The sequence below is a fragment of the Methylobacterium sp. Leaf87 genome, assembly GCF_001422775.1.
Lineage (GTDB): Bacteria > Pseudomonadota > Alphaproteobacteria > Rhizobiales > Beijerinckiaceae > Methylobacterium.
The window spans coordinates 143,246-159,450 of the sequence record NZ_LMMI01000005.1; the positions used below are offsets into that span (position 1 = coordinate 143,246).

Annotated in this window: 9 protein-coding genes; 1 reads left to right on the top strand and 8 read right to left on the bottom strand. The window is 70.7% G+C overall.

Annotation, left to right across the window (positions count from 1 at the left end):
• Positions 1-24: 24 nt before the first annotated feature.
• Positions 25-1,770, top strand: a complete 1,746-nt coding sequence (locus ASF22_RS05170) for an MFS transporter (protein WP_082479296.1) — start codon at positions 25-27, stop codon at positions 1,768-1,770.
• 141 nt (positions 1,771-1,911) lie between these two features.
• Here ASF22_RS05170 and ASF22_RS05175 read toward each other — a convergent pair whose 3' ends face one another.
• From ASF22_RS05175 to bcsA, 8 genes are all read right to left on the bottom strand, one after another.
• Complete coding sequence (locus tag ASF22_RS05175) at positions 1,912-3,264, bottom strand: DUF2252 domain-containing protein (protein WP_056262110.1); 1,353 nt, start codon at positions 3,262-3,264, stop codon at positions 1,912-1,914.
• Between the two features lie 56 nt (positions 3,265-3,320).
• The gene (gene purH / locus ASF22_RS05180) at positions 3,321-4,928 is read right to left on the bottom strand and encodes a bifunctional phosphoribosylaminoimidazolecarboxamide formyltransferase/IMP cyclohydrolase (protein WP_056262112.1); all 1,608 of its coding nucleotides are present in this window, start codon (positions 4,926-4,928) and stop codon (positions 3,321-3,323) included.
• 76 nt (positions 4,929-5,004) lie between these two features.
• The gene (locus ASF22_RS05185; RefSeq protein ID WP_056262116.1) at positions 5,005-6,729 is read right to left on the bottom strand and encodes a heparinase II/III family protein; all 1,725 of its coding nucleotides are present in this window, start codon (positions 6,727-6,729) and stop codon (positions 5,005-5,007) included.
• 148 nt (positions 6,730-6,877) lie between these two features.
• Positions 6,878-7,891, bottom strand: coding sequence for a cellulose biosynthesis protein BcsN (gene bcsN / locus ASF22_RS05190; protein WP_056262242.1), 1,014 nt, complete (start codon positions 7,889-7,891; stop codon positions 6,878-6,880).
• Positions 7,892-7,899: 8 nt separating this feature from the next.
• On the bottom strand, positions 7,900-9,891 hold the full coding sequence (locus ASF22_RS05195; RefSeq protein ID WP_056262120.1) for a tetratricopeptide repeat protein: 1,992 nt from the start codon (positions 9,889-9,891) through the stop codon (positions 7,900-7,902).
• Complete coding sequence (locus tag ASF22_RS05200) at positions 9,876-11,111, bottom strand: glycosyl hydrolase family 8 (protein ID WP_056262124.1); 1,236 nt, start codon at positions 11,109-11,111, stop codon at positions 9,876-9,878. The genes ASF22_RS05195 and ASF22_RS05200 overlap by 16 nt, the downstream gene beginning before the upstream one ends.
• Positions 11,108-13,726 carry a cellulose biosynthesis cyclic di-GMP-binding regulatory protein BcsB gene (locus tag ASF22_RS05205; RefSeq protein ID WP_056262125.1) on the bottom strand — a complete coding sequence of 873 codons (2,619 nt, stop codon included), beginning with the start codon at positions 13,724-13,726 and terminating at the stop codon, positions 11,108-11,110. Before ASF22_RS05205 ends, ASF22_RS05200 begins: the two co-directional genes overlap by 4 nt.
• On the bottom strand, positions 13,726-16,191 hold the full coding sequence (bcsA, locus tag ASF22_RS05210) for a UDP-forming cellulose synthase catalytic subunit (RefSeq protein ID WP_056262128.1): 2,466 nt from the start codon (positions 16,189-16,191) through the stop codon (positions 13,726-13,728). Before bcsA ends, ASF22_RS05205 begins: the two co-directional genes overlap by 1 nt.
• Positions 16,192-16,205 lie beyond the last annotated feature (14 nt).

A 16,205-nucleotide genomic window follows, 5' to 3' on the forward strand; every position in this document is an offset into this window, starting at 1 on the left:
GTCAGCGATTCGGCCACGCGGCCGATGAGTGCTGGCGAGAAGAAGGTCATCCTGGCGTCCTCACTCGGCACCGTGTTCGAGTGGTATGATTTCTACCTCTATGGTTCGCTCGCAGCGATCATCGGGGCGCAGTTCTTCTCCGCCTACCCGGAAGCCACGCGCAACGTCTTCGCCCTGCTGGCCTTCGCCGCCGGCTTCCTCGTGCGTCCGTTCGGTGCCCTGGTGTTCGGCCGTCTCGGCGACATGGTCGGCCGCAAGTACACCTTCCTCATCACCATCCTGATCATGGGCATTTCGACCTTCGTCGTCGGCCTGCTGCCCTCCTACGCGACCATGAACGAGTACGGCGTCGGCTGGGTCGCCCCCGTTGCGCTGCTGGCTTTGCGGATGCTGCAGGGCCTGGCGCTCGGCGGCGAGTATGGCGGTGCGGCGGTCTACGTGGCCGAGCACGCCCCCCGCGGCCGGCGCGGCTTCTACACCGCCTTCATCCAGACCACGGCGACCCTGGGGCTGCTGCTGTCGCTGATGGTGATCCTGTTCACCCAGATCTACGTGAACGCCAACTACGCCCCCGTGGCCACCACCCTGGCCGACGGCACGGCCGGCACCATCACGCCGTTCGCCGCCTGGGGCTGGCGCATCCCGTTCCTGGTCTCCATCGTGCTGCTCGGCGTCTCCGTCTGGATCCGCCTGCAGATGCAGGAGAGCCCGGCCTTCAAGAAGATGAAGGAAGAAGGCACCGGCTCGAAGGCGCCGCTCTCCGAGGCGTTCGGCCAGTGGCGTAACGCCAAGTGGGCCCTCCTCGCCCTGCTCGGCCTCACCGCCGGCCAGGCCGTGGTCTGGTACACCGGTCAGTTCTACGCGCTGTTCTTCCTGCAGACGATCCTGAAGGTCGACCAGTTCACCGCCAACGTGCTCATCGCCTGGTCGCTCATCCTCGGCACCGGCGGGTTCCTGTTCTTCGGCGCGCTCTCCGACAAGATCGGCCGCAAGCCGATCATCCTCGGCGGTTGCGTGATCGCGGCACTGACCTTCTTCCCGCTGTTCAAGGCGCTGACCGCTGCGGCCAATCCGGCCCTGCACGCGGCCCAGCAGAACACCCAGGTGGTGGTGAAGGCCGATCCGGCGGATTGCTCGTTCCAGTTCAATCCCGTCGGCACCGCCAAGTTCACCAACTCCTGCGACATCGCCAAGGCGCTGCTCGCCCGGTCCGCGGTGAACTACACCACAGAGCCGGTCGCCGCCGGCACCAAGGCCACCGTCACCGTCGCCGGCAAGGAGTTCGCCGCCGCCGATCCGGCCTTCGCCAAGGATGTCGGCGCCGCCCTCACCGCCTCCGGCTACCCGACCGCCAACAACCCCAGCATCGTGAAGATCGTCATCGACCCGAAGGACGGCCTGTCGAACTTCGCCAAGATGATCGACATCTTCTCGGCCCAGAAGCTGACCATCATCGGCATCCTGACGATCCTCGTCCTCTACGTGACGATGGTCTACGGCCCGATCGCGGCTGCCCTGGTCGAGCTGTTCCCGACGCGAATCCGCTACACCTCGATGTCGCTGCCCTACCACATCGGCAACGGCTGGTTCGGCGGCCTCCTGCCGGCCACCGCCTTCGCCATGGTGGCCCAGACCGGCGATATCTACTTCGGCCTCTGGTACCCGATCGTCATCGCCCTCGCGACCGCCGTCATCGGGGCCCTGTTCATCCCCGAGACCAAGGATCGCGATATCTTCACCTACGACGAGGCACCGGCCCGCTCGGCCTGAGCCTCATGGACCCCGAAGGGGGACGATATCCGGCACATTCGTCCGGACGTCGCCCGCCTTCGGGCAGCGGATGAGAAAAGGCCCCGTCGCAGGACGGGGCCTTTTTCGTCGGATGCGAGCGGGATCGGCCGGAGCCGGCGTTCACCCCTCCGCGTCGACCATCGCGGCGTGATCGGCCTGAGTCTGCCGCGCGTAGCGGATGGCGAACTCGGCGATGGCCTCGTCGAAGGCCGACCCCCGTCCGAGGTAGCCCGCGATGGTGGTCGCGTCGCCGGAGCGCGCATGCGCTCGCGCGAGAGTGGTTCCGCACAGCTTCGCGTAGGCCTTCGCCCCGCTCTCGGCGAGGATCTCGGCCACGGCCGAGAGCTTCTTGTTCTTCAGCTGCCGCACGTAATAGGAGCGGCCGCTCGGCCCGGAATGGGACGTGCCGAGAAACGGGTCGCTCGCCGCCTGCATGATGCGCTGCCCGTCGATGACGCGCTGGCCCTCCGACGCAAGGAAGAACGGGCTCAGGGCCAGGGGAGCCAGAACCGAGGGCCGCGCTTCCTTGATCTGAAGGAACAGCGGCGCCCCTTCGGCATCGGCGTAGATCCCGACGGCGCAGACCGTGCCCACGGAGCCGATCCCCACGACCTTGAAGGCCACGTCGCGCTGAACGTAGCGCAGCACCAGGAGGTTGCGGTCGGCGGTCAGGCTCTGCGGGTAGGTCAGCAGCGCCGCCGCCGCCTCGTCGACCGCCTCGGTCAAGCCGTTCGGTCCGGTATGGAAGATCGTCGGCGCCTTGTCGGCGATGCGCCAGTGCGCCGGGTCGGAACGCTGTGTGGCCGGATCCAGGTCGGGCGCGTCCCCGTGGCTGAGGCCGTCGGAGGTCTCGGTGGCGGCCTTGGCCAGGAGACTGCGGCAGAGGTCGCCATCGCCGAGGCGTCCGATCTCGTGTCCGAGGTCGATCCGGCTGTGCCAGACGCTCAGCGGAGCCAGGTCGGAGAGCGCCCGCATATGCTCGCGGTAGGCCCGCACGCCGGCCCGGGCCGCGCGGCGCGCCTTGTCCTCGCCTTGCGACAGGGCCGCGACGGCGACGCTGGCGGCGAGGCGCTTCACGTCGATGGTGAAGTCGACGTTCCACAGGGTCTCGTCGAAATCGTTGATGTCGAACAGGGTCTGCCCTTCGGGGCTGCGATACACTCCGAAATTGCCGATATGGCAGTCGCCGCAAGCCTGGACCGGGATGCCCGGCGCCGGCGCACCGACGAGATCGGCGGCCATCACGGCGGCGGCCCCGCGCAGGAAGGCGAAGGGGTTCGCCCGCATGCGCTCGTGGCGCAGGGGAATGAGTTCGATGAGCCGGCCGGAATCGCCGGCGTTCAGGATCGCCAGGGGATCGCGACCCGGCGCCGGCTGCCATTCGGCGTGGGACTCGCGCGGCACCGAATCGCGCAGGCGCTTGCCGGCCGCGCGGCGCTCGCCACGGCGGGATGAGGTCTGGGTGTCGGTCATGGAGTTAGGCCTCGGTCGGGATGCGGCACGTTGCGCGGGCGGCGCGCCCTGCGAGATCAGTGCCGGAAGTGGCGGTGTCCGGTGAACACCATCGCGAGGCCGGCGGCGTCGGCGGCGGCGATCACCTCGGCGTCCCGCATGGAGCCGCCCGGCTGGATCACCGCCGTCGCACCGGCTTCGGCCGCGGCGAGGAGGCCGTCGGCGAACGGGAAGAACGCATCCGAGGCGACTACCGCACCCTTGGCGAGGCTCTCGGCGGCTCCGATGCGCGCCGCACCCTCGGCGGCCTTCCAGGCGGCGATGCGGGAGGAATCCACCCGCGACATCTGCCCGGCGCCGATGCCGACGGTTGCGCCGTCGCGGGCATACACGATGGCGTTCGACTTCACGTGCTTGGCGATGCGGTAGGCAAAGCGCAGGTCGGCGTATTCCCGCTCGGTGGGCGCGCGCTTCGTCACCACATCCAGCGGCATGTCGTCGATGACGGCGGCATCCCGGTCCTGAACGAGGAAGCCGCCGGACAACGTCTTCACCGTCTCGCCGGTCGCGCGCGGGTCGGGCAGGCCGCCGGCGAGGAGCAGCCGGAGGTTCTTCTTTCCCGCCACGATGGCGATGGCCTCGGGGCTCGCATCGGGCGCGATGATCACCTCGGTGAAGATCTCGACGATCCGCGCCGCGGCCTCGGCGTCCAGCGTCCGGTTCAGGGCGACGATGCCGCCGAAGGCCGAGGTCGGGTCGCAGGCGAGGGCCCGCTCGTAGGCCTCGACGAGGCTCGCACCCTCGGCGACCCCGCACGGATTGGCGTGCTTGATGATCGCCACCGCGGCGACGCGGGCGGGATCGAACTCGGCCACGCATTCGTAGGCCGCGTCGGTGTCGTTGAAGTTGTTGTAGGACAACTCTTTGCCCTGGAGCTGGCGCGCGCTGGCGATTCCGGCGCGGACGAGCCCCGGCGCCCGGTAGAAGGCGGCCTTCTGATGCGGGTTCTCGCCGTAGCGCAGGCTTTGCGCGAGGCTCCCCCCGATGGCGCGGAAGGCCGGAGCCGAGGTCCCGGCCGCGCCCTCGCCCTGCCCGGCCATCCAGTTGGCGATGGCCGCGTCGTAGGCGGCGGTGCGCGCGAAGGCCTTGCCCGCGAGCGCCCGGCGCGTGCCGCCGCAGAGGGAGCCCCCCTGGGCATCGAGCTCGGCGAGGATCGCGCCGTAATCGGCGACATCGACCACCACGGCCACGTCGGCGTGGTTCTTGGCCGCCGCGCGGATCATCGCCGGACCGCCGACATCGATGTTCTCGACGCAGTCGTCGTAGGATGCGTCACGCGCGATGGTGGCCTCGAACGGGTAGAGGTTGACCACGAGGAGGTCGATCGCGGCGATGCCGTGAGCGGCGAGGGCGGCTTGATGCTCGGGATTGTCGCGCACCGCCAGGAGGCCGCCATGGACCGCCGGGTGCAGGGTCTTGACCCGTCCGTCCATCATCTCGGGGTAGCCGGTGAGATCGGCGACTTCCGCCACCGGCAGGCCCGCCGCCTGGAGTTCGCGGTGGGTGCCGCCGGTGGAGACGAGGGCGATGCCGCGTGCGTCGAGGGCCCGGGCGAACGCGACGAGCCCCGCCTTGTCCGAGACGGAAAGGAGCGCGCGGGTCACCCGCACCTGATCATGCGACATGGAAGGCTGTCCGGTCGAAAGCGATGGAACCGCTCGGCGCCTAACACGAAAGCCCGGCAGGCGACCAGGGTGGTCCTCAGCCCGTCGTGGGTGTCGCCCTGGCGAAGCGCCAGCGCACACGGGTGGCCTCCGAAACCGTGAGGTAGAGGACGATCTGGTCCGTGCGTCGTGCGCCCGTCAGCCCGGCGAAGTAGACGCTCTCTTCCAAGGCCATCTGCGCGCCCTCGGCCTCGACATGCCAGACCTCGCCGATGGGCGAGACGAGCTCGAGGCCGCCCTCCTCTCGGCCGCGGGCGGCGATGGCGGGGTGGAGGTGGAAGCGGATCGCGACCTCGTGGGCCCTCGCGCGTGCCGACCCCGACCGTACGAAGGCATCCTCGCCTTCCACAACCGACCCGTCGGCGGCCAGGCGCCAGCGCCGCTCGTGGACGAGGCCGAAATCCGGGACGTAGCCGTCGTGGCGGGCGGCGAGCACCCGCGTACCGTCGGGATCGAGGGTGCGCTCCGCCTTCACGGCCTTGGGGCCGCGCAGGACCACGGGCCCGATGCGGCTGGCGAGCCACGTCACCGCCCAGCGCTCGTACCAGGCCCCGCCCCCGGTGAGGAACCGGCACGAAGAGGAATCGGCGATGGTCGCCGTGGAATGGGCGGCGGTGCTGCGGGCGAGGCGCCGGAGTTCCGGACCGCTCGCCGGCAGGCCGCAATTGATGACGATGCGCTGGGGGCCGCTCGAGAGTTCGAACGAGAGGCAGCCCGCTCCGGCGTTGATCGAGTCGACCAGCGGCGGCGGCGCACCGACATCGGCGACCAGGAGCACGCGGCCGGCCTCCAGGCGCTCGTAGCCCGAATTCGGCGCGTGCATGAGGGGCTGGGCCATGGCACCGTCATAGACCAGCAGGGTGGCCAGATGGTCGGCGGCGGTGGCGCCCATGCCGTTGAAGTGGCTCAGCGAGGCGTCGGCGTGGCGCAGGAGCCGCAAGAGGGGCAGCATCCGGTCGACGGCGTGAAGCAGCGCCTCCGGCGGGTCGATGCCGCGCCCGAGGAAACTTTGACGCAGGGGCAGGAGGTCGAGGAGCAGCTCCATGGCGAAGCGCGGATCGCGGCTGCGGTGGCCGCCATCCGGCATGATCTGACGTTCGAGTTCGCGCACGAGGATGCGCGTGGCTCGCCTCAGGATCGGCTGAATGCCCTCGCAGCACAGCCCGGCGTAGCAGAGCGCGACGGCGGCGAGCAGCCGGGTCTGGGGCGAGATCCCGCGCCGTAGGTCGCGCTCGAGATCGCGCGCAGTCCGGCCGATGGTCTTGAGGAAGGCCTGATAGAAGGCGTGGTCGGCCCCCTCCAGCACCAGGGGGGACTGGCACAGGAAGGCGATGAGCCGGCGGGCCGCCACGGGCGTCGGTTTGGCGAGCCCCGCCTCGCCGCGCCCGGCCATGAAGTCGGCCACGAACGCACGGGCGTTGGCGCGGGCCAGGGCCGTGTCGGCGGCGCGCAGGTGGCGCAGCCAGCCGAAACCGTAGAGGGCGTCGGCCCATTCGGGGGATGGCGGCGCGTAATCGAACGGCGAACGCCCGCTGACGGAAAGGGACCGCCCGGCGAAGACGAACAACCCCGCGTAGATGTCGTCCGCGAAAGTGGCATCGCTGGTGCGCAAGTCATGGGGCGCGATGACGAGGCCGGTGACCCGGGCACCCGCAAGAATATCGGGTCGTCCGGTGGCGCCCACATAGATATTGCGTGCAACCTGAGCGACCTCGCGGCCGATCAGCCGATAGAACCGCCAGCGATCAGCCCCCCAACGCACGCCGTCTCCCTTCCCGAAGGGCCGGCATATGTCCGGATTCCCTCGCCCTCAACCTAGGCCGTGCGTCTTAAGGGTTGGTTAACCTCATAAGACGGGGCGGTCGAGGGGGCGTGATCGCGATCGCGGGAAAGACGCCGTCGCGGGCGTTTCAGCGAGGGCTGCGCTGGCCGGGGCGATAGGCCTGGGCTGGAAGGTCCGACGATACGGCCTCACCGCCCGTCGGCCGCCCAACCGGATTGGGCGCGGGCGTCGGAACCCCGCGGGCCGGCGCCTCGGGCTGCTGGATCACATCGGTGATGTACCGGCCGCCGGGCGCGGGACCCGGTACGGCACCCGGCACCGGACGGGTGACGGGTGCCGCGACGGCCTCGTTCGAGGGCGCCGGGGCGATGAATCGGCGACCGGCCGCTTCCGGTACGGCGCCGGCCTTGGGCGCGGGCTCGGGTCTCGTCCGTGCCTCGACCGGCCGCGGCGGCGTGGCGCGCTCCCTCCGCGCCGTCTCTGCGCCCGCGACCGGGCGGGGGCGGCGCCGGATGCGGGTGGGCTCGGTGCCGGCAGGCGCGATCCCCACATCCGCCCGGGGGCGCGCCACGAGGTCCAGTCTCATGCTCTCCACGGCTGCGATGAGGTCCGGCAGGCTGGCCTGCTCGGTCCGGCACAGGCGGATGCGGAGCGACAGCGCCCCGATGGGATCGGGTCGGCTCAGGGCGCCGAACAGGCGCGGTCGGCCGGAGGCCTGCATCATGGCGGGGGTCAGGTCGATCCACTGCCAAGCGTAGAGACAGTCGGCGCCCACGGCCATGCCGACGGGGCCGTAGGCGTTCCGGCGCGGAACCGGAAGCACGCGCAGGATCTGACCGGGAAACAGGGCGGCGATCTCGGCGTCGATCCCGGCGCGGTTCGGCCGCGCCAGGTTCGCCGGAAAAGCCAGGACGAGATCGGCGGTCTGAGTGCGCAGGGCGAGATTCGCCGCATTGGTGCCGGCGCCACCGCCGAACTGGATGCGCTGATCGAAGCCGTCGCGCACGAGGGTGTCGTTCGTGGCGACCACCCGCCCGGCGCCCGGCAGGCGCAGTACGGGCGCCGCCTGCGCCGCCGGGCCGATGGCGAGCAGGGCCAAGGCCGCGGTGGCGGCGAACCGGGCAGCAGGAAATCGGCGCACGTGGTGGATCAAGGCAGGCCCCGTCGAGTGTCCGCGCCGGTTGCGTCGAGCGCCGAGGCGCGGCCGGGCGCCGAGAAACGATCGTCCTCGGAAACCGAGCGACCCGGCACCGCCGTCCGCTCCGCCTCCTGCTGCCGCCACAAGGTACCGGCGGCCGGAAGCGGCATGCCGCTCGGCTTGTCGCTCCCGTTGTAGCCGGGCAGCAGGGCGAAGCCGTAGCGCTCGTAGGGCATGGCGCCCGCGCCGGGAACCCGGCGTGCCACGAGGGGTGGCGCCGGCATGACCGGTTCCGGCGCATAGGTGCCGGGCGGGTTCTCGGTCACGAGGCGCTGCGCCGACGGCGCCGGAAAGCGCAGCGGGTTGTCGAGGGCGACGGCGAGGGGGAATTCCTTGCGCTGGATCGCGGGCGGCAGGCCGGCGGCGCCCGGGGCGGACGTTCCGGGCTTCGGCACCCGGCCATAGCTCGGCTCGGCAGCCGGCGGTGCGGCGGCGGCCTGCCGCGCAGCGGGCTGAGGCGTCGCCTGGCACGGCAGCGGCGGTCCGCCCAAATCCTCGCGGAACAGGAGGTCCACCACCTTCGGGAACAGGCCGTCGTAGCGGTTGATCACCTCGAGATACTCGCGCTGGCGCTTGAGCCGTTGCAGGGTCAGGGCGTAGCCGAGCACCGTGGTCTCGCCCGGGAGCCAGGCGACGCCCCGCTGGAACCACTCCAGGGCCGCCTCGAACTGGCAGGAATTGTAGGCGTACCAGCCGAGGGCCTGGGCGCCCTCGCCCGAGCCGGACGCCGCGACCACTTTCGCGTAGCGCTCGATGCGGGCCGGCTCGACGAAGGGTGGGTTGGCCTGCGTCAGGCGGCGCTCCAGCAGATCGATGTAGAGGATTTCGTTGCCGACGAAACGGTCCCGCCACGCATAAGCTACCTCCTCGGCGTCCCGCACCCGATTGAGGGCCCGCAGGGTGTGGGCGAGGCCGTGCGCCACCATGGCGTCGCCGCCATGCGCGATGGCGAGCTTGAACCAGTCGAGGGCGTCGCGATACTGGCGCCGCTTGTAGCCGTACCACCCGAGCAGGCTGGTCTGGCCTGGATCGTTCGACGCCTTGGCGTAGGCCTGGAATGCCGCGAGGTCCGGAACCTTGGGTTCCTGGGCCGGGTCGTCGTGCAGAAACGCGGCGATCTGCGCACGGGTGATGTCGAGGCGGATCGGATCGAACTCGGCTTTCCCGTCGCCCTTCCGGTCGGCCTCGCCGCGGCCGAGGGCGATGAGTTCCTCGGCCTGAGCCATCTTCAGGTAGGCCATGGCCTTCTGGATCGTGGCCCGGCGCGCGCCCGCATCGGCGTTGCCCTGAAGCACCGAGCGATAGAGCGTCTGCGCCTCCTCGGTGCTGCCCATGGCGGCGAGGCTGTCCGCGATGGTCCAGATGCTCTCGACGTCGGACGGGTCGAGGGCGGCCTGGTCGGCCCGATACAGCGCGACCACATCCTCGGCGCGCTTTGCCCCCTGTGCGGTACCCAAGGCGGTGATCCGGCTTCGGAATTCGGCCCGCAGGAGCTTGCGCGTCAGTTCTTCGGAGGGTTGCCAGGCGGGGTCGGACGCCCGGCGGTTGGCGATCGCCTCCCGCAGGTCGTCGAAGCGGCCGGCGGTGAAGAGGTCCCAGAGCGGGGCTTCCTCCGGCGGGCTCGGCTTCAGGGTGTCGAGGTCCTCCGGCTCGGTCCAGCCCGGATACAGCCGCTTCAGACGGCCGATCTCGGCCTTCATCCGGGCCGTCTGCTTCTGGGCCGCGTAGTAGCGCAGGGCGCTCTCGTCCACCATGCCGGGGGTCGCGGCCGTGGTGGGAGCCGCCAGGATGGCGGGCGCACGCGCACCATCGCCATAGACGACCTGCCGACCGGGCGTCGGCGTCTGGGCGAATGCGGCCCCGGCGACACCGCCGGCGAGGAGGAGCCCGAGGCCGACGCGCACGGCTTCGCTGCCGAAGGAACGGCTCAGCGCTTCAGGCATGACGCGTACCTCATCCGAACCGCGACCATGCTGAGGAGCTGCACCGTCGTCGGATAGTAGTTCTCGGTGTCGCGCACCGTCTCGAAATCGGCCGGAACGGCCCGGCCATCGGCGGCGCAGGCCACGAGGCTGGCCAGCGCGGCGTAGCCCCTCTCCGTGAGCCATTCGATGGCGCGCCCGTCGCGGGTGTCGACGATGGGCAGGCGATCGACGTCCGTGCTGTTCCACAGGGTGGCGAACGGCGCGTAATCCTCCGGGCGTCCCACCCCCGCCCAGGCGAGATAGAGCGGCACGCGGATCGCGTTGTAGGAGAACAGCGCCGGAAAGCCGTCGGCCGGGCGGGGCTCCGCCTTCATGGAGATCCACTCCGTGGGAAGGCGTGACGGTCCGAACCGGGCTTGGCGCAGGATGTCGATTCCGCTCCGGATCAGGCCCTGCCAATCGTATTCCGGGGCAACGAGACCGAGGCGCTGGAACGCCGGAAACACCCAGTAGGACAGGTTCACTAGCGGGCCGTCCGGTCGGTCGGCCGCCGAGAACCCCGCCACCGCCGGAAGCAGGAGAGTGCCGTGCGGGTCCTTGAACAGCATCGCCTTGCGGCCGACCTCGACGGCGATGCGGCGCGCGGCCGTGCGGTAGGCGCCTTCGCCCCAGGCTTCCGCCGCCTCGGTGAGGGCCCAGGCGACGAGGAGGTCGCCATCCGTGGCGTTGTTCAGGTCGGACACGGCCGGGCGCTGGTCCGGCGCCCAGCGCCAGGCCAGGAGCGCGTCGGAGCGAACCATCAGGTTGGCGCGGGTCCAGCCCCAGATCCGCTCGAAGGTGGCGCGGTCGTCGGCGGCCACCGCCAGGAGCATGCCGTAACCTTGGCCTTCGCTGTGGCTGATGGACCCGTTCGCCGTATCGACGACACGCCCCGCCGCGGTGACGAACCGGGCGCGGTAGGTGCGCCATCCGGGCGAATCCCCGAGGGCGCCCGCCAGAACCGGGACCGTGGTCGCTGGGCCGCTCCCATCGCCCGGGGCGGACGGCAGGGCGGTGGATGGCGGCACGGCGGTTCCCGTGGGAGCGGGACGGGACATCTCGCGCGTCGGCTCGTCGGCCGGCTCGGCTTTCTGGGCCTGCGCCGGTTTCGGTGTGGTCTGCGCGGGCGCGATGGACGGGGCGAGGCCGAGGGCGGCCGCCATGACGAGCCCGCGGACGCGGTGGACGAGCGGCTTCATCGGTTGCTCCGGCCGACATCGCGCACCAGGGCCGCCGTCGCCAGGCCGAGGCAGAGCGCCACCAGCAGCATGAGGACCACGTAGATCGCGGGATTGAGCGACAGCCACGCGGCGGCCAGCAGCCAAAGGTTCGACAGGCTGCGCGGCTGGGTCTCGATCACGCTTACGCTCTCCGGCTGGTCGATGGTGAAGGTGCCTTCCGCCGCGTCGAGGAAGGCGGCACGTCCGAAGAGGTTCGTCCAAACCCGCGGATCGACGAGGCAGGACGCCGAAGCCTTGAGGAGCCACGCATTCGGAGCGGTCACCAGGACGACGCTGGAATCGAACGAGGCACCGGCGCCCTGGGCGACGATCAGGGAGGCCCGGGCATCGAAGGTCTCGACGGACTTGCCCGGCGCCATCCCGACCCCGTCCACCAGGGCGTGCCACACCTGCTGGGCGCGATCCGAGATGGCATTGCCGGCGTCCGCCAGGGTGTCGAGGGAGGACGGGCCGGCGCGCAGGCGCTGGTCCCACTTGGCGACGAGGTCTCCCGACGAGGAGCCGCCGTCGCCGTCGGCGCCCGAGAGCTGGACGAGGGGCGAGGCGGTCTGCATCGGGGCCGGGACCGGTGTGGCGGGCGGTCCGGCGCGGCGCTCGCGGACCCGTTCGGCGGCTCCGTCCGCGAGGCGAAGCGGCATCACGGCGGATGGCAAGGCACAGCGCATGGGAACGTTGCGCCGGAGCCGGTCGAGGGTGAGGATCCCTTCGGCGCCGGCGGGTCCCGGCGCCGCGACGGTCTCTGCCCGACCCTCCCAGCCCTGCCGGATACGGTCGGGGTCGAGGCCCACGGACGCGACGGTGGCAGGATTGAGTGCACGGGCGGGGGCGACCACGAGGGCGGGGCCGCGCCCGCCCTCGTGGTCGGAGGTCACCTCGAAGTCGATGATCCGCTTGGCCGCGATGGCGAGGCGGGCGGCGATCACCGCGGCGGCGGCGGCCGAATCCCGGTCCGGCGTCGGCAGGACGAGCCGGGGCTGGCCTCCGGCGGCGATGAACGGGATCGCCCCGCCCTTCACGGCGGCGAGATCCGGATTGCGCACGGCGCGCGCGAGGCGCGGAATCACGATGCGCGTCTTCTGGAGGAGCAGGAAGCGCGCCTGGGTCGAGCCCGGCTGCAGGGTGTCGCAGGTCCGGTCGGCGTCCGTCGGCACCTGGGCGGAGATGTCGATCCGGTTCAGGCCGGGCCGCCACAGGCCGAGGGGGAGCGGAACCGCACTGTCCTCGAACAGCTCCCCATTGGCATAGGCCAGGGGGACGCTCGCGGCGTTCCGGCCGTTGACGTCGACGATGATCCGCGCCTCCGGCGACAGGCGCGCGGCGGAGGCCCCGGCCAGATGGAGCATCACCTTCCCGTAATCCGCCGGAACGAAATCGGCGGGCAGCCGGAGTTCGAACCGCGTGCGCAGCAGGCGGCCGTTGAATTCCTGCGAGGCGATGCCGACGGCATCGAGGCTCAGGGTCTCGCCACCCGAGACCTCGTAGCCACGGGTGAGGTCTGCGAGATCCTCGCCCCCGGCCCCCTCCGGTGCCCGCGCCCGCGCCAGGGTCTGGATCGCCTCGGCCACGTCGGCGTCGCCCGCACCCGTGACCACGAGGGTGGGGGCACGGTCGCTCCGGTCGGGAAGCAGCGCGAGCTTGGGTCCCGTGATCGCGCCGAGGTCGGCCACGCCGTCGACGCCGCGCAACTCTTCGGCCGTGCCGACCACGAGGTTGAGGCCGGCACGGCCCGCCATCGGACCGCCGAACTCCACGGCCGGCCGCGCGAGGCGCCCGACCAGGGCGATCGCCTGAACCGCCCCGATCATGCGTCGCAGGCGTTTCAGGCTCGGTTTCTCGGTGAGCAGGACACGCACCGGCAGGGCTCCGCTCTCGTCCGGTTCGAGCGCCGCGAGGTTGCGCAGGTCGAGGTCCTGGCCGGCGGGCTGAACCACCAGCCCCGTTCGGGACGGATCGATCTGGGTCCACAATTCGTAGGTGGCATCGACGGAGCAATCGACACGGTGGCGTTGGATCACGCTGAGCCGCACGGCATTGTAGCCCGGCTTCAAGCGACCGTCCGGTATCGCGAATTCGACCACTTTGACCGCGCCCGGCGCCTGAACCCGGGTCCAACCGATCTTCTCGTCGTTGACCGTGACGGTCAGCTCGGAGGATTCCGGGGCCACCGAGATCGCCGACAGGTAGGAGACGCGCATCCGGGCCGGGCCGCGGGCCTGACCGGGGGTGAGGAACACCGGATATTGCAGGCTGTCGGCCTCGCCCGAGAGGCGCATGCCGCGCGTCCCGGAGGGCAGTCGTCGCGCCGACGCGATGGTCGATCCGGCCTCGGTGACCCGGCCCGCCGTGGGACCGCCCGGGGGCGAATTGCCGAGCTTGGGGCCGCCCGTCGGGGCGGTGGCCGGGCGCTGCGTCTCGGGAGCCGGGGGCCCGCCGAACCGGTCGGAGGGTCTGCCGCCGAGGAACGTCTGTGCGTTCGTCGCGCCTGCGAGCAGGACCGTGCAGAGGCCCGTGGCCCGCACGATGCGGACCAGACGGCGGAGCCGTGGGACAGGCCGTCGCGAGAGCGTGCGCATCAGGATGCCACCGACTTGCGGCGATCGGCACGACCGCCCGAAAGCCTGCGCTCGTTCTCGAACTCAAGCATCAGGCGGACCCAGTCGCCGGCCCCTGCCTCGTGTGCGTTCGCCGTGGCCGCCGCGGGGGTCGGCCGGATCGGCGCCGGGCCCGGGGCGGTGGGACCCGAGCCCGCCGGACCCGGACCGGCCGACCCTGGGGCCGTGCCGAACTGGTCGAAATTCGAGTCGGGCGGACGTAGACCCAGGCGCGGGCTCTCGCTCGGACGGGTCTGGGTCGCCGCCGGGGCCTCGGCCGCGGGTGCCGGCACCGGCTTCGGCAGGAAGGCGTAGCGCAGGGCGCGCACGGGCTCGACCAAGCCCCACCACACGAACTGCAGCGTTCCGGTGAACAGGTCCTTGTGGCGCCGGCGGCGCAGCTGAAACCGGCGCATGGCGTCGGCTTCGCCGTACATCAGGCCCGACAGGGCGACGTAATCCTGTGTCGAGAGCGCACCGAAGCCGAGGCGGCAGATCGCCTCGTCACGCGTGCGCTCGACGCCGAGCAAGGTCACCGAGAGCGGGCCGGCCCTGCGGGCGCCCGGCACCGGCACCACCGACAGGCTGCCGGGCAGCGGCTTCAGCCCCATGCCGGGGGCGAGGAAGGCGGCATTCAGCCGAACCGTGCAGGCCTCGGCCGAGACGCGCTCCACCGTCACGTCGGTGACGCGGCCGCCCAGTGTCAGCGCGCCCTGGCGGTCGACGACGAGGGACGGCGTCCGCTCCGTCACCTTGCGCTCGGCGCAGACGCCCAAAGCCGCGCCGGCCGTGATCAGGTTGAAGAAGGTCCACAAGCCCACGACCAACATCAGGTTGGTGACGCCGGGCTCGAACAGGTAGCGATAGGCGGCGACGCCGCAGCCCGCGAGCAACAGCAGATAGACGGCGACGAACGGACCGGCCAGGGCCGAGAGGTGGTCGTGGTCGAGGGTGGCACCTTTGTTGGTGACGTTGAAAGTCGGTTTCCGCGGAGAGGCTATGACGGAGACGATGGCTTTGACCAGGAACAGGCCCTGGATGTACTCGTATAGTTCGGAGACGAACGGCCAGCGGAACTTGCCGTAGACGTAGTTCTGCAGCATCAGGTTGATGACGATGTAGGTCGCCGTGTAGGCGATCGACTCATCGACGCTTGCGACGAAGATCTTCAGGTCAAAGAAGATGTGCAGCAGCGGCGCGAACATGAAGATCAGCCGCGGCACGGGGAAGAACCAGAACGTCATGCTCGACAGGTAGGCGACCTTCTGGATCGGCTCGAGACCCTTCTGGAACAGTGGATTCTTGAGCATCAGGATCTGGAACATCCCCTGGCACCAGCGCGAGCGCTGGCCGATGAAGTCCGTGAGCGTGTCGGGCTGCAAGCCGGCGATGAGGGGCTTGTCGACGTAGACGCTAGTCCAGCCGCGCGAATGCAGCTCGAACGCCGTCTCGCAATCCTCCGTGATGGTGATGCCGGAGAAGCCGCCGGCCTCGTCGAGGGCGGTACGCCGCAAGAGGGCCGCCGACCCGCAGAAGAACGAGCCGTTCCACTTGTCGAGGCCGCGCTGCGTCACCGAATAGAACATCTCGTTCTCGGACGGCATCCGGTCGAAGGTGCGCAGGTTCCGCTCGACAGGGTCGGGGTTCAGGAACGCGTGCGGGGTCTGGACCAGGAAGAGCCGTGGGTCCTGCGCGAAGTGACCGACCGTCTCGGTGAGGAACGAGCGGAACGGCACGTGGTCCGCATCGAACACCACGACGACGTCGCCACGTGCGTGCGCGAGGCCGTTGTTGAGGTTGCCCGCCTTGGCGTGCTCGTTGCGCTCGCGGGTGAGGTAATGGCAACCGAGATCGCCGCACAGCCGCTGGAGGTCGATCCTGCGCTGGCGCGCCGCCGCGGCCTTGGCGGGGTCGGCATCCGCACATTTCTGGTCCGTGCCGCCGTCGTCGAGCAGCCAGACGATGAGCTTGTCCGCCGGGTAGTCCATCTGCCGCGCGGCCGCGAGGGTCATCGCCAGGATGCTCTCGTCCTCGTTGTAGGTCGGCACGAACACGTCGACCTCGGGAAGGTCCGCCGCCGCCGCCAAGGGAGGCGGGGGACGCCTGAGGGGATCGGCGTTGATGATGAGGCTGACGAACAGAATGAAGACGCAGTAGAGTTCACCGAGCAGCAGCACCAGGCCGAAGCCGAAGCCGACGGGGTCGCCCGGGGATGGCAGGGTGTTCGTCACCCGCCACAGGACGTAGCGGAGCACCACCATGGAGCCGAGGGCGAGGAACACGAAGCGCGCACGCGGGCCGTCGAAGAACACCCACAACACCAGCATCGCCAGCATCGCGGCGAGACTCATCACGAGCTGGTTCTGAGCACCGACCGGCTGGCCGAGCAGGACGAGACCGGCAACGGTCGCGACGATCCACGCTAGCCATCGGACCCCGATCCTCACACGCCGCGCTCCTT

Bases quoted from the DNA above. Each gene is read 5' to 3' on its own strand.
- purH (WP_056262112.1), bottom strand. From the start codon at position 4,928: ATGTCGCATGATCAGGTGCGGGTGACCCGCGCGCTCCTTTCCGTCTCG.
- ASF22_RS05200 (WP_056262124.1), bottom strand. From the start codon at position 11,111: ATGAAGCCGCTCGTCCACCGCGTCCGCGGGCTCGTCATGGCGGCCGCC.
- ASF22_RS05170 (WP_082479296.1), top strand. From the start codon at position 25: ATGAGTGCTGGCGAGAAGAAGGTCATCCTGGCGTCCTCACTCGGCACC.
- ASF22_RS05175 (WP_056262110.1), bottom strand. From the start codon at position 3,264: ATGACCGACACCCAGACCTCATCCCGCCGTGGCGAGCGCCGCGCGGCC.
- ASF22_RS05195 (WP_056262120.1), bottom strand. From the start codon at position 9,891: ATGCCTGAAGCGCTGAGCCGTTCCTTCGGCAGCGAAGCCGTGCGCGTC.
- ASF22_RS05205 (WP_056262125.1), bottom strand. From the start codon at position 13,726: ATGCGCACGCTCTCGCGACGGCCTGTCCCACGGCTCCGCCGTCTGGTC.